Genomic DNA, 15,671 nt, shown 5'->3' on the forward strand with positions numbered 1-15,671 from the left:
TAAGCGATTGATATGCAGGCCAGTTTAGCTGTTTTACCGGTTACAGTGTAACGCTGCTGGTGGCGTTATTTAGGCTTCTTCTCAGAGATCCACAATTTGATACTGCCTTTCACCACAACCACATCATTGCTGTCATAGGCGGTGACAGCCACATCCATATCTCCAGGCTGCCAGGCTTCAGGGGAGACTTCTGCGACACAACGGATATCGCTGCCTGCCTTGGCTGTGTAGTCCAGAGTCATACCTTTGGGGATCCAGCGCAGATGGGCGGGAATTGATGCTTCGGCCATAGCACCCATGGCGATTTCCAGTCCGTTACAGATGGCAATGACATGCATGGTTCGGATGTGGTTTTCTACCTTGCGACGTTTCTTAATGATGCATTCACAGCGGTTGGGGCGCAGGTCGGTGATCAGCGGACTGACACTGCCAAAATAGGGAGCCATACGGCAAATGGCCAGTGAAAACAGCTTGTTGCCCATGGGCCATCGTTGCAGCTTATGGTAAAGGGCGAGGGTTTTATTCTTCTTGGTCATGCCGGCGTCCTTTTGGCTGGTACTGACAGTCGGAGTGCCAGTGTTATAAAAATGATCTGGTCGGATGAGTCTATCAGTGATTTTTTCATCAACGCAAGGGGATGCCTGATTTATCAATAAACCAAGGCTTAGATGTTTCTTCGACATCAGCTGGGTATAATCCGCCTGCGCATAAGCACAGATATTTTTATAAGGACTAACTGTGAAGTACCTGCTTACTTATTTTAAGGGCCTGGCTATGGGGGCGGCAGATGTGGTTCCCGGTGTATCCGGTGGCACCATTGCCTTTATTACCGGCATTCTGGATACCTTGCTGGACAGCATTCGCCGTATCAATCCAAGCCTTTGGGGTGTGATTCGTAAAGAGGGCATCAAAGCCGCCTTCATGCATATCAATGGCCCGTTTCTGGTGTGTCTGTTCGCCGGTATCCTGACCAGTATTGTGAGTCTGGCCAAGCTGATCACTTATCTGCTGGAGCACCATCCAATCCCCGTATGGTCCTTCTTCTTTGGCCTGATCCTTATCTCTGTGGTGCATATGCTCAAGCAGGTTAAGGGATTCACCCTTGGTCGTCTGGGGTGGTTTGTCGCCGGTGTGGCAGTGGCTTATGTGATTACCATTCTGAATCCGGTATCGGTTGAACCATCACTGCTGAATATCCTGTTTGGTGGTGCCATTGCCATTTGCGCCATGATCCTGCCGGGGATTTCCGGCAGCTTTATTCTGTTGCTGCTTGGCCTGTACGGTCCTGTGATTGGTGCGGTAAAGGCGTTTGATATGACCATTATTGCCACCTTTGCCGTGGGTGCCATTATCGGCCTGCTGACATTCAGCCATGTGTTGTCGGCCCTGCTGCGTAACTTCCATGATGCGACCCTGGTATTCCTGACCGGATTAATGTTGGGTACTCTGGGTAAGATTTGGCCCTGGAAAGAGGTACTGACCTGGCGCACTAACTCCAAAGGTGAACAGGTTCCGCTGGCTGAGCAGAACCTGCTGCCATGGAACTACGAGCATGTGATGGGGCAGCCTTCTCAACTGGCGCTGGCGGTTGTGTGTTTGCTCGCCGGTATAGGTATTGTGGTGGCGCTGGAGTATTTTGGCGATAAGCTGAAAGCCGCCGAGTAATTAGGGTCTGTTGACCTTTCATGGTTGAATTTTGCTCGAGATAGACGCGCTTTAATCGCGACGCAAGGTGTGCCGCCTAGTGGGCCTAAGCAAATACCTTGCAACAAAGAGTAAAGCGCGTATAGCCGAGCCCTTCGGGCAGCGTTTGTCGTCGCTTTCTACTGCATTAACGCTCATTTATGTAGAACAACTACACGTCAATCGCGTTGCTTTGTATAAAACAACGACAAAGAGCTGCAAAAACCATCTCCAAAGGTCAACAGACCCTAGTATCCCAGGTTATTGAGACGCCCTTTTGCGTAAGCAAAAGGGCGTCTTTGTTTTTTATCAATTAAGCGAAGCTACTCTCTGGTGCACTCAGCTCCGCCGAAATCGGGGAATTGGTCGGGAAGCGATGGATGGATATTAAAGAAGCTAATCTCTCCCATCTGCTGCCAGAAAGCTTTCCCCTCAGGGCTGTCAGCTGCTTTGGGCGGGCACAGGTGTTTGACGTTTTTGCTGATATTGGCTTCAAGTGCCTGACTGTGAGTCCAATAATCATTGGAGGCTATAGCCAGGGCATAGAGGGTTTTGTAGGAGGCGACTTCTTCCGGACTGAGCTGAATTGCAGCGTAGTAGAAGCCTTCGCGGCCATCAACCCCTTTGATTTTGTAACCGTACTGGGTGAATTCGGGTCTGGCTTTCAGCCATGACTCAATCTGGTCACTGACGGGATCGCTGCAGGCGGTCAGCAGTAAAAGCGTGCCAGCCGCCAATATCCATTGTTTGAGCATGAGATTGATCCTTGTGCTGTATCGACCACCCATAGTGTTGATTCCTTGCTACCGCGACAATCCAGCTTTTGGGTTAATTTACTCGTAATGAGTAGCCCTTCTCTATGAGGTGTGATTGCTTCATCCCATCCTTGCGAACCCTTTCAGCTTACATTCATCTTGGGTTCCGTAGCTTGCTGCAACAGTGAGCAAATGGGGGATGGGAATGTTCGAGTCAATTTTAAAGTTTAATGTATGCCGGATGTTGGCCAATCAGTATGCGCTGCAGGATTTTACTGAAAACAGTGCCTGGCGCATCAACCTGGAACAGGGCAAGTTGTCATTTGCCAATGGCGCTAGTTTTGACTTTGATGTACTGGGCAGTGAATCATTTCAAAGCAATACCTGGGTATGGAGTTGGGCTAACAGCAGCCTGGGGTTGAATCAGGCTGACATGACCAAAGCCGAGGCGATTAGAATCGCAGGTGAAGAGCATGGTATGGAGTACATGACAACGCCCAGATTCTCCCTTGAGTACGTTAAACCCCACCATATTGCTATGGTCAGCGCATCCATGACTGGCGATCTTTGCTACTTTGTCGCCACTCACGAACATGGTGCACTGTACTTGTTGTTGCGGGGGTTGCCAGCGGATATGGAAATGGCGTCAGAGGAGCGCATTATGATGGTGATAGGGGAAGCCATCCAGGACTATCCCTTCGGCCATAAAGAGATGGTGCTGCCTTTTCTGGAAAGTCAGGGCTATGCACTCAGTAAGCTGGGTGACCGTATCAATGCCGTGAAAGATGACGTCGCGTTGGCGCTAATCTTTGATGGTCAGGAACGGCTACAGAAGATTCAAAGTTCAGATGACGTCCAATCTCCCACGACTCCCTGGTGGAAGTTCTGGGTGTGACACCTGAGCGCCGATATGGATGACTTTAGTGGTAATAAAAACAGGCACCCTTGGGTGCCCGTTTCGTTCATGATGCTTGAGGTTAGAACTTGCGGCCGGTAGCCTTCTCAACAAACTCAATATTCAGTTCGATTCCCAGGCCTGGCTTGTCGCTGACTTCAATGATGCCATCGATAATTGGTGGTTCATTCAAGGTCAGGTTCTGAGTCAGGGTACCGTTCCAGAAATCCGGGTGCAGGTATTCAACGTACTCAGAAATCCCCAGACAGATACCAAGATGACGGGCCGCAGCAGCTGTGATGCCTGTTTTCCAGTTATGTGGCATCAACTGGGCATTGTGGTGCTCACAGATATCCATGATGCGGATAAGTTCAGTGATACCGCCACAACGGTTGTAGTCAGACTGGACCACGCTGATACCGGTTTTCTGCAGCCACTCCTGAGCTTCAAAGCGGGTGGTGGACATTTCTGCGCCACACAGACGGGTGTTGATGCTTTCCGCCAGTCTGCGGTGACCTTCCAGATCGTCATGCTGCAAACAGGCTTCGATAAAGTACAGGTCGATATCTTCCAGCTGACGGAAAGTCCAGCGAGCCTTCTGCCAGTCGGTCCAGCGATACAGACAGTCAACCATCATGTCCATGTCCCAGCCGATGATCTCGCGCAGCTCACGCAGGTAAGCCACGACCTCTTTATCGGTGACATTGTCATCCGGGATGATGCACACCTTGATGGCCTTGGCGCCGTTCTCTTTGGCTTTGGCGATCAGCGGCTTGTAGGCTTCAACAATCTGGGCCAGGGTCGCACCGGCCGGCAGCGAAGGATACAGAGTGAAGTACGGCGTCAGTGCCTTCTTCTGCTTACCGCCCATCAGCTTGTAAGCTGGCACGCCCAATTGCTTCCCAGCCAGATCGTACAGGGCCATATCGATACCTGAGATAGCGAACATACCCAGACCACGCATACCGATCCACTTGGTGGTATCGTACATACGCTGGTAGTTGGCACGGAACTCAAGAGGGTCATGACCAATCACAGCTTCAGTGATGTTGTTCAGCCACTTGTGCTCATTCTCAATTTCGGCGAAGGCCTTCATCACCTCTGGTGGACCGTCGGCCTCACCCAGACCATAAAGACCATTCTCGTCAGTTACCTTAACGATACAGGTGTTTTCACTCCAGTTAGTGGCAGCCACTTCAACCGGGATGAATTCAACGGAAGCAATATTTGCGCGCATGCTTATTAAACCTCAGATGCAACAGCGGAGTTATTTACAGCTTGAGCCGATTCTGGCGTCGCTTTAGCAGCAGGTGCTACAACAGCATTTTTCATCAGCTCAGGGTGATCCTGACGGATCCACTTCATCAGACAAACTACCATCAGGATGTTCAGCATGATCATTGGCAGGCCAACGATGATACACATGGACTTGATGGTGTCGATGCTGCCACCCATGAAGAAGGCGGCCATAGACACAGCGCCAATACCCATAGCCCAAATCATACGGACAGACACGTCCGGATCGGCGTCGGCGTCCAGCTCTTTGGTGGTCATCATAGAGATAGAAACCGCCGCAGAGGTCATGGTGGTGGACATCAGGAAGAACTCAACCACCAGGAAGATAATCAGGATGCCTGCGCCAAATGGCAGTGCGTTGATCACTTCGATTACCGCCATGGATACACCGGCTTCGTTCATCCACTCCAGCACCGGCAGTACGCCGAACAATTCGCTGTGTACTGAGTAAGAACCGAAAATCGCGATAAAGAAGGCACAACCGGCAGAGCCGAAGAAGATGGTGGTTAGTACCAGTTCTTTAATGGTGCGGCCTTTGGAGATACGCGCCAGGAAGATACCCATCATCACCAGGTAAGCGAAGTACCAGGCCCAGTAGTACATGGTCCAGGCTTGTGGGAAGCCGGATTTTTCCACTGGATCAGACCAGAAGCTGATACGGATAAAGTCGTTCAGCATCACGCCCAGGCTGTCGAAGAAATAAGAGAAGATAAAGGCAGTTGGGCCTACCAGCAGGATAAAGATACCCAGAGCAAAGGCGGCATACACACACCAATCAGCCAGTTTGGCAACACCCTTCTTCATACCGGCCAGCATGACCACGGCATAGAACACGATAAACAGCACAATCAGGCCAACCTGCAGCCAGATATCGTTTGGCAGACCAGTTACTTTCTCAATGCCTGAACCAATCAGGTCAACCGCCAGACCCATAGAGGTGGAGAAGGCGCCCAGGGTGCCGAAGATAGCGATAATGTTGATCGCATAGCCAACCGGGCCGTTAGCATTCTTCTTGCCAATTACATCTTCCAGCAGATTGGACAGACGCAGGTTACGCTTTTTCTTTTTGTGCAGGTAGTAAGCGTAGGGTACAGCAGGCAAACAGAAAATTGCCCAACCGATAGGACCCCAGTGGAACAGGGTATAGGTGATCAACCACTGGGAGGCTTCAGGGCTGCCAGCTTCGGCAAACATTGGCGGGCTTTGCATATAGTACATAGGCTCGCCTACGGCCCAGAAAATCAGGGCTGCACCCACACCAGCGGTAAAGATCATAAAGGCGTAGGAAGAGTAGGAGAACTCAGGCTGGTCGTCGTCAGCACCAAGCTTGATGCTGCCGAAGCGGCTCAGGGCGATCCACAGCAGGAATACCAAAGCGCCGAAACCTGCCAATTGCAGGAACCAGCCCAGATCATTGGTGATCCATTTCATACCCGCGTGGGCGACGTCTTTTGAACCTTCCGGGAAGAACACAGCCATGGCCAGCGCCAGGAAGGTAAAGCTGATGGCGGGCCAGAACAGCTTGTGGTCGAGATTATTGAATTTCATTTTTATTGAATCCCCGCTGTCGGGTGTGCTTCCTGCTGCCCAACGCGAATATTGCTCGCATTGCTTAATGTAATGCTTATTTAGTTGTTTTTTATATGGTTACATTCAAGGCTGATATTCATCTGATATATCAGTCGAGTGGTGGCTAATATATCGGTATTTAAGGAATTCGCAATTTGCACCGGCAAAAATGTGATGCACAGCATTGTGCGCTTGAATTAATGTTAGTTGTTGTGAAATTAAATTAATACAAAACAATTGGTTACCTAGTTGCTTGTCGATGCCTGAAACCAGGGGAAGCAGTATGCTTGATGGTGATGCATGTCGTGGTATTGGTGTTTTTGGGGCGTCTGTCACCGTGTATTTTTGCATTAAAAACACCTCTTTTGTGATCTCGGTCACACTGGTCTGTGGCATCTCAGGTATGGCTTATATTTGGCTGTCTGCTGTTGGGGATAGATCTGGTTCTGACAGGGCTTTATAAGCATCAGGTACGCAGCCTGGGTGACCGGAGTTGGCTTTGAATCACTGCGCCCAGTTGAGTGTCCGTATGGGCAGAGAAACGGCCCATTGGATTGTGGGTTTAGCTTTTAAAATCAATTCATTCCAGTGCGAAAAAACTGACCTCTCTGAGAAGTGGTCAGTTTGGTGATTTGGTATAGCGTGTGAAATCAATCAATGTTTAAACAAAAAAAGCAGACACCTCTGAGAAGGTATCTGCTTTACGGGGGTGTGAAATCAATTACGCCATAGGGCGGTAACTGTCACCGTCAATCTGATTTTCGTTTGTTAGCGCAAAACGTTATCAGGCTTTGGCGGCGTTATCGACGGACTGCTCGTCAGCAATACCGAGGATTTTGTCCTGCTCATTTTGGTGAGCCATGATGCTGTTGTAGTTGTTCTTCAGGTACTGCAGGGTCTTCACTGCGGCGACGAAGAAGATTGGGATAATCAGGGTCACAATCAGCACAGGGAACGACTTCATAATGTTCAGGTCAGCTTCAATCACCAGGAAGATGATTGGCAGTGCAGTCAGCAGCATACACCAGAACAGACGGAACATAGGTGATACGTTTGCTTCGTCATCCAGCTGTTTGGTTGCGATACCCGCCAGAGAATAAGAAGTACCATCCAGCGTCGTTACAGTGAACAGGATCATGGTGATCAGGTAGATAGCAGTCAGGATCATCGGGATAGAGGTCGAACCGAATACTTCTGCCACCAGAGCCGCTGGCTTACCTTCGTTAATCAGCTTAACGCCATCAACCACACCGTTGTTAACCAGATCCATGGTGAAGGTACCGCAGATACCGAAGATAACGGCTGAGCCCAGAGTACCACCGATAACCAGTACCAGGATCAGGTCGCGCAGTTTCTGGCCCTGAGCAATCTTGGTGATGAATACGCCGATACCTGGAGAGTAAGAGATCCAGTTAGCCAGGAAGAATACTGTCCAGTACTGAGGGAACAGGGTAGAACCGAATGGGTCAGTGCTGGTGCTCATACGGATGTAGTCGCTCAGCATGATACCGATACCGTTGGACAGGTTGTTAATCATCAGAGCAGATGGACCGATGATAAAGATCAGACCAATGAAACCGGCACAGATATAGATGGTGGCGCTGGACAGAGCTGCCATCCCTTTTTCAATACCTATGTAAGAGCTCAGGGAGAAGATCACGGCCAGACCTAGGATCACGCCTACACCCAGCATCAGGGTATCCGGAATACCGGTCAGGCTGGCGATGTTGGAAGAGATCATTGGAATACCCAGACCCAGAGTCAGGGCAGTGGCAGCCAGAGTGGTAATGATGAACAGCAGGTCGATAGCTTTCTGGGCCCATACAGGCAGAGCATCGTTACACAGGCTGTTTACCACGCCAGACAGGCTCAGAGACTTGCTGCGCTTGAGGTAGAACACCACTGCGAAAGGCACGGCTACGATCAGGTAAGAGAACCAACCTGCAGCACCCCAGTGGAACATGTTGTACGCAGTCGCGTATTCCATGGCCATGTGCTTATCGTCAATACCGAACTGTGGATCCATGAAGTAGTAAACTGCTTCGATGAAACCCCAGTACATGGTGCTGGCGCCCATACCGGCAGACAGTGCCATGGCGAACAGCTGGAATTTGGTGAACTTTGGTTTGCAGTCACCCATACGGATATCACCGTATTTGGAGAATGCCAGATACAACAAAGCAACCGTGGCAAATACGATGTACCACAGGAAGCCGGTGCCAAGGTTGATTACGGTGAAGTCGAGCATAGTGCCCATGGTGCTTTTGACTTCGGCCGGGAAAAATACTGCGAGGATGCCCAACAGCAGAACCAGGCTGAAACTGCCCAGGGTGAGTTTCAGGTCAATGCCGGATGTGTTTAGTTTCATTGTGATGGCTACTTCTTTCTTATCATCAGAAGGATATGAAGCAGTCAATCAGGCCGGGTCACTGCGACCTTCCTGCAGAGGTTCCGGCTCGTTGACTTCCGGAACCCCTGAGGAGGCGCGTAGGCAGAGATCAGTCTGTTGCTGTCTTCATATCAATTTTTTTGCCGACAGCCATGTCGGCGTGTTTGTCGTCATCAGATAAAGGCAGTGGTTCTCAGGTCACTGCCGATATCTTGAGTATTTGCTTTTATTCAAATACGTAAGAGGCGACAGACATTTCCTTCACTTTGTCCCAGTCCATTTCAATACCCAGACCGTTTCCGGTAGGTGCGTGGACAAAACCTTCCTTGTCAGTGCGAATCGTGTTGATAGCACCCAGTTCGAAGTCTTCGTATGGGTAGAACTGCTCGAAGTACTTGCAGTTGTTGTGAGCCAGTGCCACATGCAGGTTAGCAGCCTGAGTCAGGGTGTAACCCATTGCCTGGATTTCCAGGTTCTTGGAGAAGCCTTCAGCAATGTGGAAGCACTTGTTCAGTGGAGTAATACCTCCACATACAGTGGCATCCTGACGTACGTCGGACCACATGCCCTGAGACAGAGCGTAAGTCACTTCCTGCAGCGTCAGCAGACAGTTACCGTGGCTGGAGATTTCCAGGTCAGTCTTGGCAGTCAGACGTTTGTAAGTGTTGTAGTCGTAGTCAGAAACCGGTGCTTCCAACCATTCCCAGTCGTAGCTTTCCAGACGCTTGGCCATTTTCATTGCCTGCTCTGGGGTGTAGAAGGTCGCAGTATCCAGCATAAAGCGGATGCCGGTTTTACCGTAGCGAGCCTGAACCGCATCAACCAGTGCAACGTCTTTGTCGTATACGCAGTAGCAGTGCAGTTTAATGGCAGTGAAACCGTGCTCAATGCAGTCGTCGATGTAGGGGAAGTACTCTTCCACTGTGTCGAACATAGGAGTAGAAGCGTAAGACAGCATCTTGCTGCGCGCGCCGCCCAGCAGCATGTACAGAGGCATACCGGCTTTCTTACCCTTGATATCCCATGCAGCGATATCGATTGGCGACTTGGCTGGCAGACCGCCCCAGGTACAACGAGCCATCAGCCAGTCGTACAGTTCCTGAGTTGCCAGTGGGTTCTTACCCAGCAGGCCTGGCACGATAGTGCGCTGAGATTCAATAATGCAGCGGTCAAAATCGTTTTCGGTGTAGCTGATGGTTGCACCGGCACCTTCGGTACCGTCGTTACAGATCAAACGTACGATGTTGTTGGTGTACAGCAGTGGCTCCTGGTTGTCCGCCCATGGGATCGGCGCTGCCAGACGGTCAGCTACTGCATAAAGTTCAACGCGTGCAATTTTCAAATCAGACATTTTCTTTACCTACTCTTCTCGCCTTACAGGGCAGAGCCATTGGCAATCATGGTTTCGCGAATATCGGCAACGTTCAGGTTGCGAATTGCGGTATTGGTTTCAATCGCTTTTACTGCGGCTACGCCAGCGGCGTGACCCAGTTCGAAGCACTGGGCAGTTACGCGGGCAGAGGCCAGCGCTTCGTGCTCGGCGCTCAGGCAGCGACCTGCAACCAGGATGTTTTCACCCACAGCCGGTACCAGAGTGCCGAATGGGATGTCGTAGAAATCGTTCAGCAACCAGTGCAGTTTTGGCTTGTTACCGTTGTGCAGCTCGATTGGCCATGGGGTGCGGCAGATACCGTCTTCGCGCTTGCGGCAGCTCACTACGTCGTCGTTGGTCAGGGTTTCAACGCCTACGATAGAGCGGGTCTGACGGATACCCACTTCAACACCGGTATCAACCACGTAGCCATCTTCACAGCCTGGAACGAATTCGTTCAGGAACTTGGTGTAGGCACGTACCTGACGGCGACCGAATACTTCAGCCTCGGTGAAGTCTACCGGGTCGATCACGTTCAGCATGCGACCGTCCTGACCCGCCAGACGAGTGGCGTTAACCATCAGCTCGTTTGGACGAGTAGTCGGGAAAATCCAGATTTTGTGACGTGGCAGGTCCCAGCCTTCCTGGTTGCACTTGAGGATGTCCTCAGTGACCTTTGGCGGACAGATGGTGTCGGTGCCGAAATAGTCCAGGTACTTGTCCATGTCTACACCGGCCATGCGGAAGAACATGGTTGGGTTCTGAATGCGGCCTTCGTCACCGAAGTAAGTTTCCAGACCTGCGCGGGCTACCACAGCAGCATCACCGGAAGCATCGATGATGATTTTGGCCAGAATCACGCTCTGACCGGCGTTGGATTCGATAACCACGCCTTTGAAGGTGTTGCCGTCCATGATCACGCCGCTTACTGCAGTGTGATACAGGATGTTCACGCCAACCGCAGTCAGCATGTCGTCGGCTACTTCACGCCATACCAGTGGATCGTGAGTCACTGTGTAGGTTTTACCGTAACGCTGAGGCTCAGTTACGCCGTTACGCTCGGCCAGAGCCTGGCGGAAACGCTCAGTAAAACCGAAAACAACCTGCTCAGGCTGAGCATCAGCGTCATCGGAAGCCATGTACATACCACAAATGGTACCGGACAGACCTGCTACTGCGGCGCCGCCACAGAAACCGTACTTTTCAATCAGGTAGGTAGACTTACCGCTTGCTGCTGCAGTCTCGGCAGCGGCTACACCAGCTGGGCCGCCACCGGCAACCAGCACGTCGATGTCTGCCAGCACCGGCAGATCTGGCATCTGCTCATAACGGCGGATGATTTTCCAGTTGTTCATAATAGCTCCAATATGCGGCTGATATTCATCTGATATATCAGTTGTGTGGCGCTAATATATTCCTGTAAAATACGCAGTACAAATTAGCCTTGTCTGAAATGTGACGGGGATCCCATCAAGGACTTAATAACGCCATGAACGTTATCAATGATGCTGCGAACAAATCTGAGTTCGCCTACGACAAACTGGAAAAGATGATCACCTTCAGAGAGCTGAAGCCGGGTTCCATGGTCAGCGAGAAGCAGTTGGCTGATTCACTGGAGTTGGGGCGCACGCCGGTGCGGGAAGCCCTGCAGCGGCTGTCCTATGAGCGCATGGTGGAGATCCACCCGCGCCGTGGCATCCTGATCCCGCAAATTTCACTTGAGTGTCAGCTGAAGATTCTGGAAGTGCGTCGTGATATTGAGGCCCTGTGTGCCCGCTTTGCTGCCGACCGGGTCAGCCCTTCTCAGAAAAGCCGCATGACAGCACTGGCCAACGAACTGGAAGCCTGCGCCAATAAGCAGGATGACCTCTTGTATGCCGATCTGCTTAAGGAGATCCACATTCTTTTGGTACAGGCGGCCAATAACGAATATCTGCAGCTGGCGATGGCGCCATTGCAGGGGCTTTCCCGTCGTTTCTGGTTTGCCTATAAGAATGAAACTAATGATCTGGCGGAGGCCGCCCATCTGCACGCTGCCACTCTGCGCCGTATTGTTGAGGGTGACCCGGAAGGCGCAGTACAGGCATCCCATGATCTGAACGATTACCTGAGCAAGATGGCCCACGCCACCATCAACCAGGGCGCACGGGTTAACTAATTCATTGAATTAGAGACTGCTTATTTGAAATCCTCCGGGTTTTTTGGCTAGTCTGAAAGAGACTGTCGTTTCAATAATTTGTAATTGAAACGTCTTACTCTTGAGTTCGTTGTCGGCTTTGAGTTGACAACGACAGACTGCAAAAAGGAGGATTTATGGCTTCTTGCCGTAAAAGCAGTAGTGAGCAGCTGGCGCTGCGAATTTCACTGGCCGGTACTGTATTGATGGCCGCCAGTGGTCTCGGAATGGGCTTCTATGTTAATTCCGATGCCATCTTACTCGATGGACTATTTTCCCTGCTCAGTATGGGCATGACAGGTCTGACACTGTATACGGCTCATCTGGTATCCCGCCCGGACGATGATGTTTTTCAGTTCGGCTACTCTCATCTTGAACCCCTGATCTCGGTCGTTAACGGCCTCATCATTCTTGCTGTCTGTGGCTTTGCCCTGTACGGCGGTATCAGTGCCATGTTATCCGGTGGTACTCAAATCAATCTGGATATGGCGCTGACCTATGCCGCTGTATCGACCCTGTTCAGCTTCACTATCTATTTTGCCGAGCGACATATCGCCCGGGAAGTGGACTCTGAGCTGGTGCGGGTTGACTCTCAGGAGTGGCTGGTCGACGGCATTCTCAGTACAACAATATTATTCGGTTTTCTGCTGGTGTTGCTGCTCGATGAGCTTGGTTATAACCAGTGGAACGCTTATGTGGACCCGATTTTGGTGTCCAGTCTGGCCATTGCTGCCGCCATGCTGCCGCTGCAGGTACTCAGACGTAATCTGAAAGAGGTGCTGCTGATGGCGCCGGACAATCGGGTGCGTCAGCGGGTGGAATATACGCTGGCCAATATTGCCCGTAGTCAGGAGTTTGCCGATTACTCCTGCCATTTCAGTAAGTCAGGTCGTCAGTATGATCTGGAAATCAATATTCTGGTGGAGGATAGCCATGACTGGCCGTTGGAGCGCCAGGACAGGATCCGCGAGATGATCCACAGACGCCTGGTCAGGCCCTTAGGAGACACCTGGTTGTCAGTCTCTTTTACCTCCAATGCTAAGTGGCTCTAGTCAGAGATAAATCAAGTGTATCGGAGGGATTGGTCTCCGGTACCGAAATCCGCGGTGACTCATGAGTTGCCTTAAGCTCAGTTATGTTCCTGCTGGAGCAGAGCAGATAAGAGCAGAGTTTAGTCCTGATGGGACAGGTGAAACAGCAGCACGGGTGTGAGTTCTGTAACCAGGGCTTTAACGCTGTCATCTTCTAGTTTTAATGCCAACCAGCCGTCTGTCCCCATCATTTCCAGCTCGCCGACCGACTCCAGCACTGGACTCCCCTCAGTGCCTTGAGGTTGCCACTCACCACTGATCTTGAATATGCCTCTGTGGGTATGGATGCGACTAATTTCAAATGCGGCCATGGTGCCTCCGATCTGGTTCTCTTTTCCTGTTTGCCCTTCGAACAGCATCACAAAACCTAAAGGTTGTCAGTAATTCACTGAAATAATGGCCTGTTGTCTGCTTGGTTGCCAGCGAATGGTGAAAATGAATCCTAAGCTTGGACATTTTTGCCTTGTAAAGCTGAATAAAGGACAAAAAGAGGCAACACCCTATGAAGTATTCTGTATTGACCATTGTACTGCTGGCATTTACTGGCGTGACACAAGCCGCCGATTGCAAGGCTGTATTCGGTGATGGCAAACAGGAATTTATTCTGGCGACCGGCAGCCCTGGCGAACTGGGTCTGCTGGAAGAGTTGGCCGATGCATTTAATAAAGACCATAACAGCCGTATGTGCTGGGTTAAAGCTGGCAGTGGCAAGTCACTGTCTTTGCTCAAGGCTGGTAATGTGGATATGGCCATGGTGCACGCACCGGCTGCCGAGAAGCAGGCGGTAAAAGATGGATGGGCGGCGCAGCGTACCCTGATTGGTTCCAACGAGTTTTATCTGGTTGGCCCTGCGGCTGATAAGGGCAAGGTGAAGGGTGCTGAGTCTGTGGCTCAGGCATATCGCAATATCGCTGATAACCAAGCCCTGTTCTACACCCGTGCCGATAACTCAGGTACTCACAAAAAAGAGCTGTCTATCTGGCAAAGCGCCGATATCAAACCTGCTGGTGATTGGTATCAGCCGACCAATGACTTTATGCGGGCATCACTGAAAAAAGCTAACGCCAATGGCGGATACTTTATGACAGACAGTTCCACCTGGGTGGCGACCGCCAGCCAATTGCCTGATTTGACCATTTTGTTCAAGGGTGACCCTGTACTTATCAATACCTATCACGCCCTGCGTGGCGCCGACCTGAATGATCAGGGGATGGCATTGTCCAAAGCCTTTATCGAGTTTGTGGCCTCCAGGCAGGGTCAGCAGATCATTACTGAATATGGCGTAAAAGAGCATGGTCAGGCTATGTATGACAATGCAGTAGTCGCCTCTAAATACGAGGGCTAATGAGTGTTAAGGGGGTCTGTAGACCCCCTTTATTATTGAAACATAAGCTTATTTGAAATTGCTTGATAAAAGGAAGTAGACTCATTTACAAATTATTAACCCAGCACGGATGCTGGGATAAAACATGTGAGGATAACGATGAAGGTCAAGCTTTTGGGCGTTACTGCAGCCCTGGCTTTACTGCCTGTGATGGCAATGGCAGATGACTCAGCTGAAATATATGGTCAGAGCCTGACGGTAAGCTTACCGCTCGACTGGAAAAAGGTGCATGACAGGGAGTTGGGGGGCATGCACTCAGTTGAGTTCGTACCCGAAGGGCAGACTATGTCTGAGTGGCAGGAGATCATCTGTTTGCAAGGGTTTGAGGGAATGGCATCCCGGGTAGATGTGTCAGAGTTCCTTGATGCATTTGCTGCCAGATATCAGGAATCCTGTCAGGGAGACTGGACCTTTGACTCTTTTGGAGAGATGACTGAGGCACAGGGCGTGCACGCAGTAATAGGCTGCAGCCGTATTATTAACCAGCACAGCACAGGCGGTAAATCCAGGTACCTGGCTGAAATGGGGTATTTTCAGGTACTGGCTGGCCCAAGAGATCTCTACCTGCTGCACAGATCCTCCCGCGGCCCTGATTATCAGTCCATGAAACAGGAATACAGCGATTACACCAGCCATAAGCTCTCTTCTCTTAAGCTCACTCCGGCCAGCAATTAGACATTTATACGTATAGACGGCTATAATGCGGACGCTTATTGGCTACTGCATGTTAGCCTGATGCCTGTTTAAGGTATAAGCAGTCAACTCTTCTGGTGCCCGGAACTTGATTGGTTCGGGATAATCGGGAAGCCGGTGCAGTGGTTTTTACTTGTTATACAAGTAAAGGCTGTGAGTCCGGCACTGCCTCCGCAACGGTGAATGGTGAGAGACAGGCGCGCTCTGTTGAGCGTTATAAAAGTCTGTACTCGTGCGACGTTTGAATAAGCTTAAGCGTTTTCGCAGATCCTCAGTCCGGAGACCGGCCAGCTGGGTGACTTTGGGATTTCGGAGGGCAGATCCCTGAGTGCGACAATCCGGGATCTGGTGCCAACAGGTGCAGTCTC

14 protein-coding genes and 1 riboswitch are annotated in these 15,671 nt (G+C 50.9%); of the genes, 6 read left to right on the forward strand and 8 right to left on the reverse strand.

Annotation, left to right across the window (positions count from 1 at the left end; all coding sequences use genetic code 11):
• Positions 1 to 65: 65 nt before the first annotated feature.
• The gene (locus tag ACFOE0_RS02505; protein ID WP_248937372.1) at positions 66 to 536 is read right to left on the reverse strand and encodes a hotdog fold domain-containing protein; all 471 of its coding nucleotides are present in this window, start codon (positions 534 to 536) and stop codon (positions 66 to 68) included.
• A 202-nt stretch (positions 537 to 738) separates the two neighbouring features.
• Between ACFOE0_RS02505 and ACFOE0_RS02510 the strand changes: the two genes are divergently transcribed.
• Complete coding sequence (locus ACFOE0_RS02510; protein WP_248937373.1) at positions 739 to 1,665, forward strand: DUF368 domain-containing protein; 927 nt, start codon at positions 739 to 741, stop codon at positions 1,663 to 1,665.
• Positions 1,666 to 2,006: 341 nt separating this feature from the next.
• On the opposite strand, the gene ACFOE0_RS02515 is transcribed toward ACFOE0_RS02510, so the two are convergent.
• Entirely contained in the window at positions 2,007 to 2,438 is a 432-nt protein-coding gene (locus ACFOE0_RS02515; protein ID WP_248937375.1) for a hypothetical protein, read from the reverse strand.
• A gap of 205 nt (positions 2,439 to 2,643) precedes the next feature.
• On the opposite strand from ACFOE0_RS02515, the gene ACFOE0_RS02520 reads away from it, so the two are divergent.
• Entirely contained in the window at positions 2,644 to 3,333 is a 690-nt protein-coding gene (locus tag ACFOE0_RS02520; protein WP_248937376.1) for a DUF6882 domain-containing protein, read from the forward strand.
• Between the two features lie 82 nt (positions 3,334 to 3,415).
• Here the strand turns inward: ACFOE0_RS02520 and ACFOE0_RS02525 are convergent, their stop codons facing one another.
• From ACFOE0_RS02525 to ACFOE0_RS02545, 5 genes are all read right to left on the reverse strand, one after another.
• Positions 3,416 to 4,570, reverse strand: coding sequence for a mandelate racemase/muconate lactonizing enzyme family protein (locus tag ACFOE0_RS02525; RefSeq protein WP_248937377.1), 1,155 nt, complete (start codon positions 4,568 to 4,570; stop codon positions 3,416 to 3,418).
• 5 nt (positions 4,571 to 4,575) lie between these two features.
• On the reverse strand, positions 4,576 to 6,177 hold the full coding sequence (locus ACFOE0_RS02530; RefSeq protein WP_248937378.1) for a BCCT family transporter: 1,602 nt from the start codon (positions 6,175 to 6,177) through the stop codon (positions 4,576 to 4,578).
• An 805-nt stretch (positions 6,178 to 6,982) separates the two neighbouring features.
• Positions 6,983 to 8,566: a BCCT family transporter gene (locus ACFOE0_RS02535; RefSeq protein WP_248937379.1), complete on the reverse strand. Its 1,584-nt coding sequence runs from the start codon at positions 8,564 to 8,566 to the stop codon at positions 6,983 to 6,985.
• A 247-nt stretch (positions 8,567 to 8,813) separates the two neighbouring features.
• Entirely contained in the window at positions 8,814 to 9,938 is a 1,125-nt protein-coding gene (locus ACFOE0_RS02540; RefSeq protein ID WP_248937380.1) for a mandelate racemase/muconate lactonizing enzyme family protein, read from the reverse strand.
• Between the two features lie 23 nt (positions 9,939 to 9,961).
• Positions 9,962 to 11,314 (reverse strand): FAD-dependent oxidoreductase, encoded by a 1,353-nt coding sequence (locus ACFOE0_RS02545; RefSeq protein ID WP_248937381.1) that lies wholly within the window; start codon positions 11,312 to 11,314, stop codon positions 9,962 to 9,964.
• Between the two features lie 134 nt (positions 11,315 to 11,448).
• Here ACFOE0_RS02545 and ACFOE0_RS02550 point away from each other — a divergent pair, with 134 nt between their 5' ends.
• Together ACFOE0_RS02550 and ACFOE0_RS02555 are read left to right on the forward strand one after the other, a co-directional pair.
• Positions 11,449 to 12,117: a GntR family transcriptional regulator gene (locus ACFOE0_RS02550; RefSeq protein ID WP_248937382.1), complete on the forward strand. Its 669-nt coding sequence runs from the start codon at positions 11,449 to 11,451 to the stop codon at positions 12,115 to 12,117.
• Positions 12,118 to 12,272: 155 nt separating this feature from the next.
• A complete protein-coding gene (locus ACFOE0_RS02555; RefSeq protein WP_248937383.1) occupies positions 12,273 to 13,187 on the forward strand; it encodes a cation diffusion facilitator family transporter in 915 nt (304 codons plus the stop codon).
• A gap of 119 nt (positions 13,188 to 13,306) precedes the next feature.
• Here the strand turns inward: ACFOE0_RS02555 and ACFOE0_RS02560 are convergent, their stop codons facing one another.
• The gene (locus ACFOE0_RS02560) at positions 13,307 to 13,537 is read right to left on the reverse strand and encodes a hypothetical protein (RefSeq protein ID WP_248937384.1); all 231 of its coding nucleotides are present in this window, start codon (positions 13,535 to 13,537) and stop codon (positions 13,307 to 13,309) included.
• 191 nt (positions 13,538 to 13,728) lie between these two features.
• Here ACFOE0_RS02560 and ACFOE0_RS02565 point away from each other — a divergent pair, with 191 nt between their 5' ends.
• A complete protein-coding gene (locus ACFOE0_RS02565) occupies positions 13,729 to 14,571 on the forward strand; it encodes a substrate-binding domain-containing protein (RefSeq protein ID WP_248937385.1) in 843 nt (280 codons plus the stop codon).
• Positions 14,572 to 14,709: 138 nt separating this feature from the next.
• On the forward strand, positions 14,710 to 15,285 hold the full coding sequence (locus ACFOE0_RS02570; RefSeq protein WP_248937386.1) for a hypothetical protein: 576 nt from the start codon (positions 14,710 to 14,712) through the stop codon (positions 15,283 to 15,285).
• 76 nt (positions 15,286 to 15,361) lie between these two features.
• Positions 15,362 to 15,609: riboswitch (cobalamin riboswitch) on the forward strand.
• The last annotated feature ends 62 nt before the right edge of the window (positions 15,610 to 15,671 follow it).

Source organism: Shewanella submarina, from assembly GCF_042646185.1.
GTDB classification, from domain to species: Bacteria; Pseudomonadota; Gammaproteobacteria; order Enterobacterales; family Shewanellaceae; genus Shewanella; species Shewanella corallii.

Bases quoted from the DNA above. Each gene is read 5' to 3' on its own strand.
- ACFOE0_RS02505 (WP_248937372.1), bottom strand. From the start codon at position 536: ATGACCAAGAAGAATAAAACCCTCGCCCTTTACCATAAGCTGCAACGA.
- ACFOE0_RS02570 (WP_248937386.1), top strand. From the start codon at position 14,710: ATGAAGGTCAAGCTTTTGGGCGTTACTGCAGCCCTGGCTTTACTGCCT.
- ACFOE0_RS02535 (WP_248937379.1), bottom strand. From the start codon at position 8,566: ATGAAACTAAACACATCCGGCATTGACCTGAAACTCACCCTGGGCAGT.
- ACFOE0_RS02565 (WP_248937385.1), top strand. From the start codon at position 13,729: ATGAAGTATTCTGTATTGACCATTGTACTGCTGGCATTTACTGGCGTG.
- ACFOE0_RS02545 (WP_248937381.1), bottom strand. From the start codon at position 11,314: ATGAACAACTGGAAAATCATCCGCCGTTATGAGCAGATGCCAGATCTG.
- ACFOE0_RS02555 (WP_248937383.1), top strand. From the start codon at position 12,273: ATGGCTTCTTGCCGTAAAAGCAGTAGTGAGCAGCTGGCGCTGCGAATT.
- ACFOE0_RS02530 (WP_248937378.1), bottom strand. From the start codon at position 6,177: ATGAAATTCAATAATCTCGACCACAAGCTGTTCTGGCCCGCCATCAGC.
- ACFOE0_RS02520 (WP_248937376.1), top strand. From the start codon at position 2,644: ATGTTCGAGTCAATTTTAAAGTTTAATGTATGCCGGATGTTGGCCAAT.
- ACFOE0_RS02560 (WP_248937384.1), bottom strand. From the start codon at position 13,537: ATGGCCGCATTTGAAATTAGTCGCATCCATACCCACAGAGGCATATTC.
- ACFOE0_RS02540 (WP_248937380.1), bottom strand. From the start codon at position 9,938: ATGTCTGATTTGAAAATTGCACGCGTTGAACTTTATGCAGTAGCTGAC.
- ACFOE0_RS02550 (WP_248937382.1), top strand. From the start codon at position 11,449: ATGAACGTTATCAATGATGCTGCGAACAAATCTGAGTTCGCCTACGAC.
- ACFOE0_RS02515 (WP_248937375.1), bottom strand. From the start codon at position 2,438: ATGCTCAAACAATGGATATTGGCGGCTGGCACGCTTTTACTGCTGACC.
- ACFOE0_RS02525 (WP_248937377.1), bottom strand. From the start codon at position 4,570: ATGCGCGCAAATATTGCTTCCGTTGAATTCATCCCGGTTGAAGTGGCT.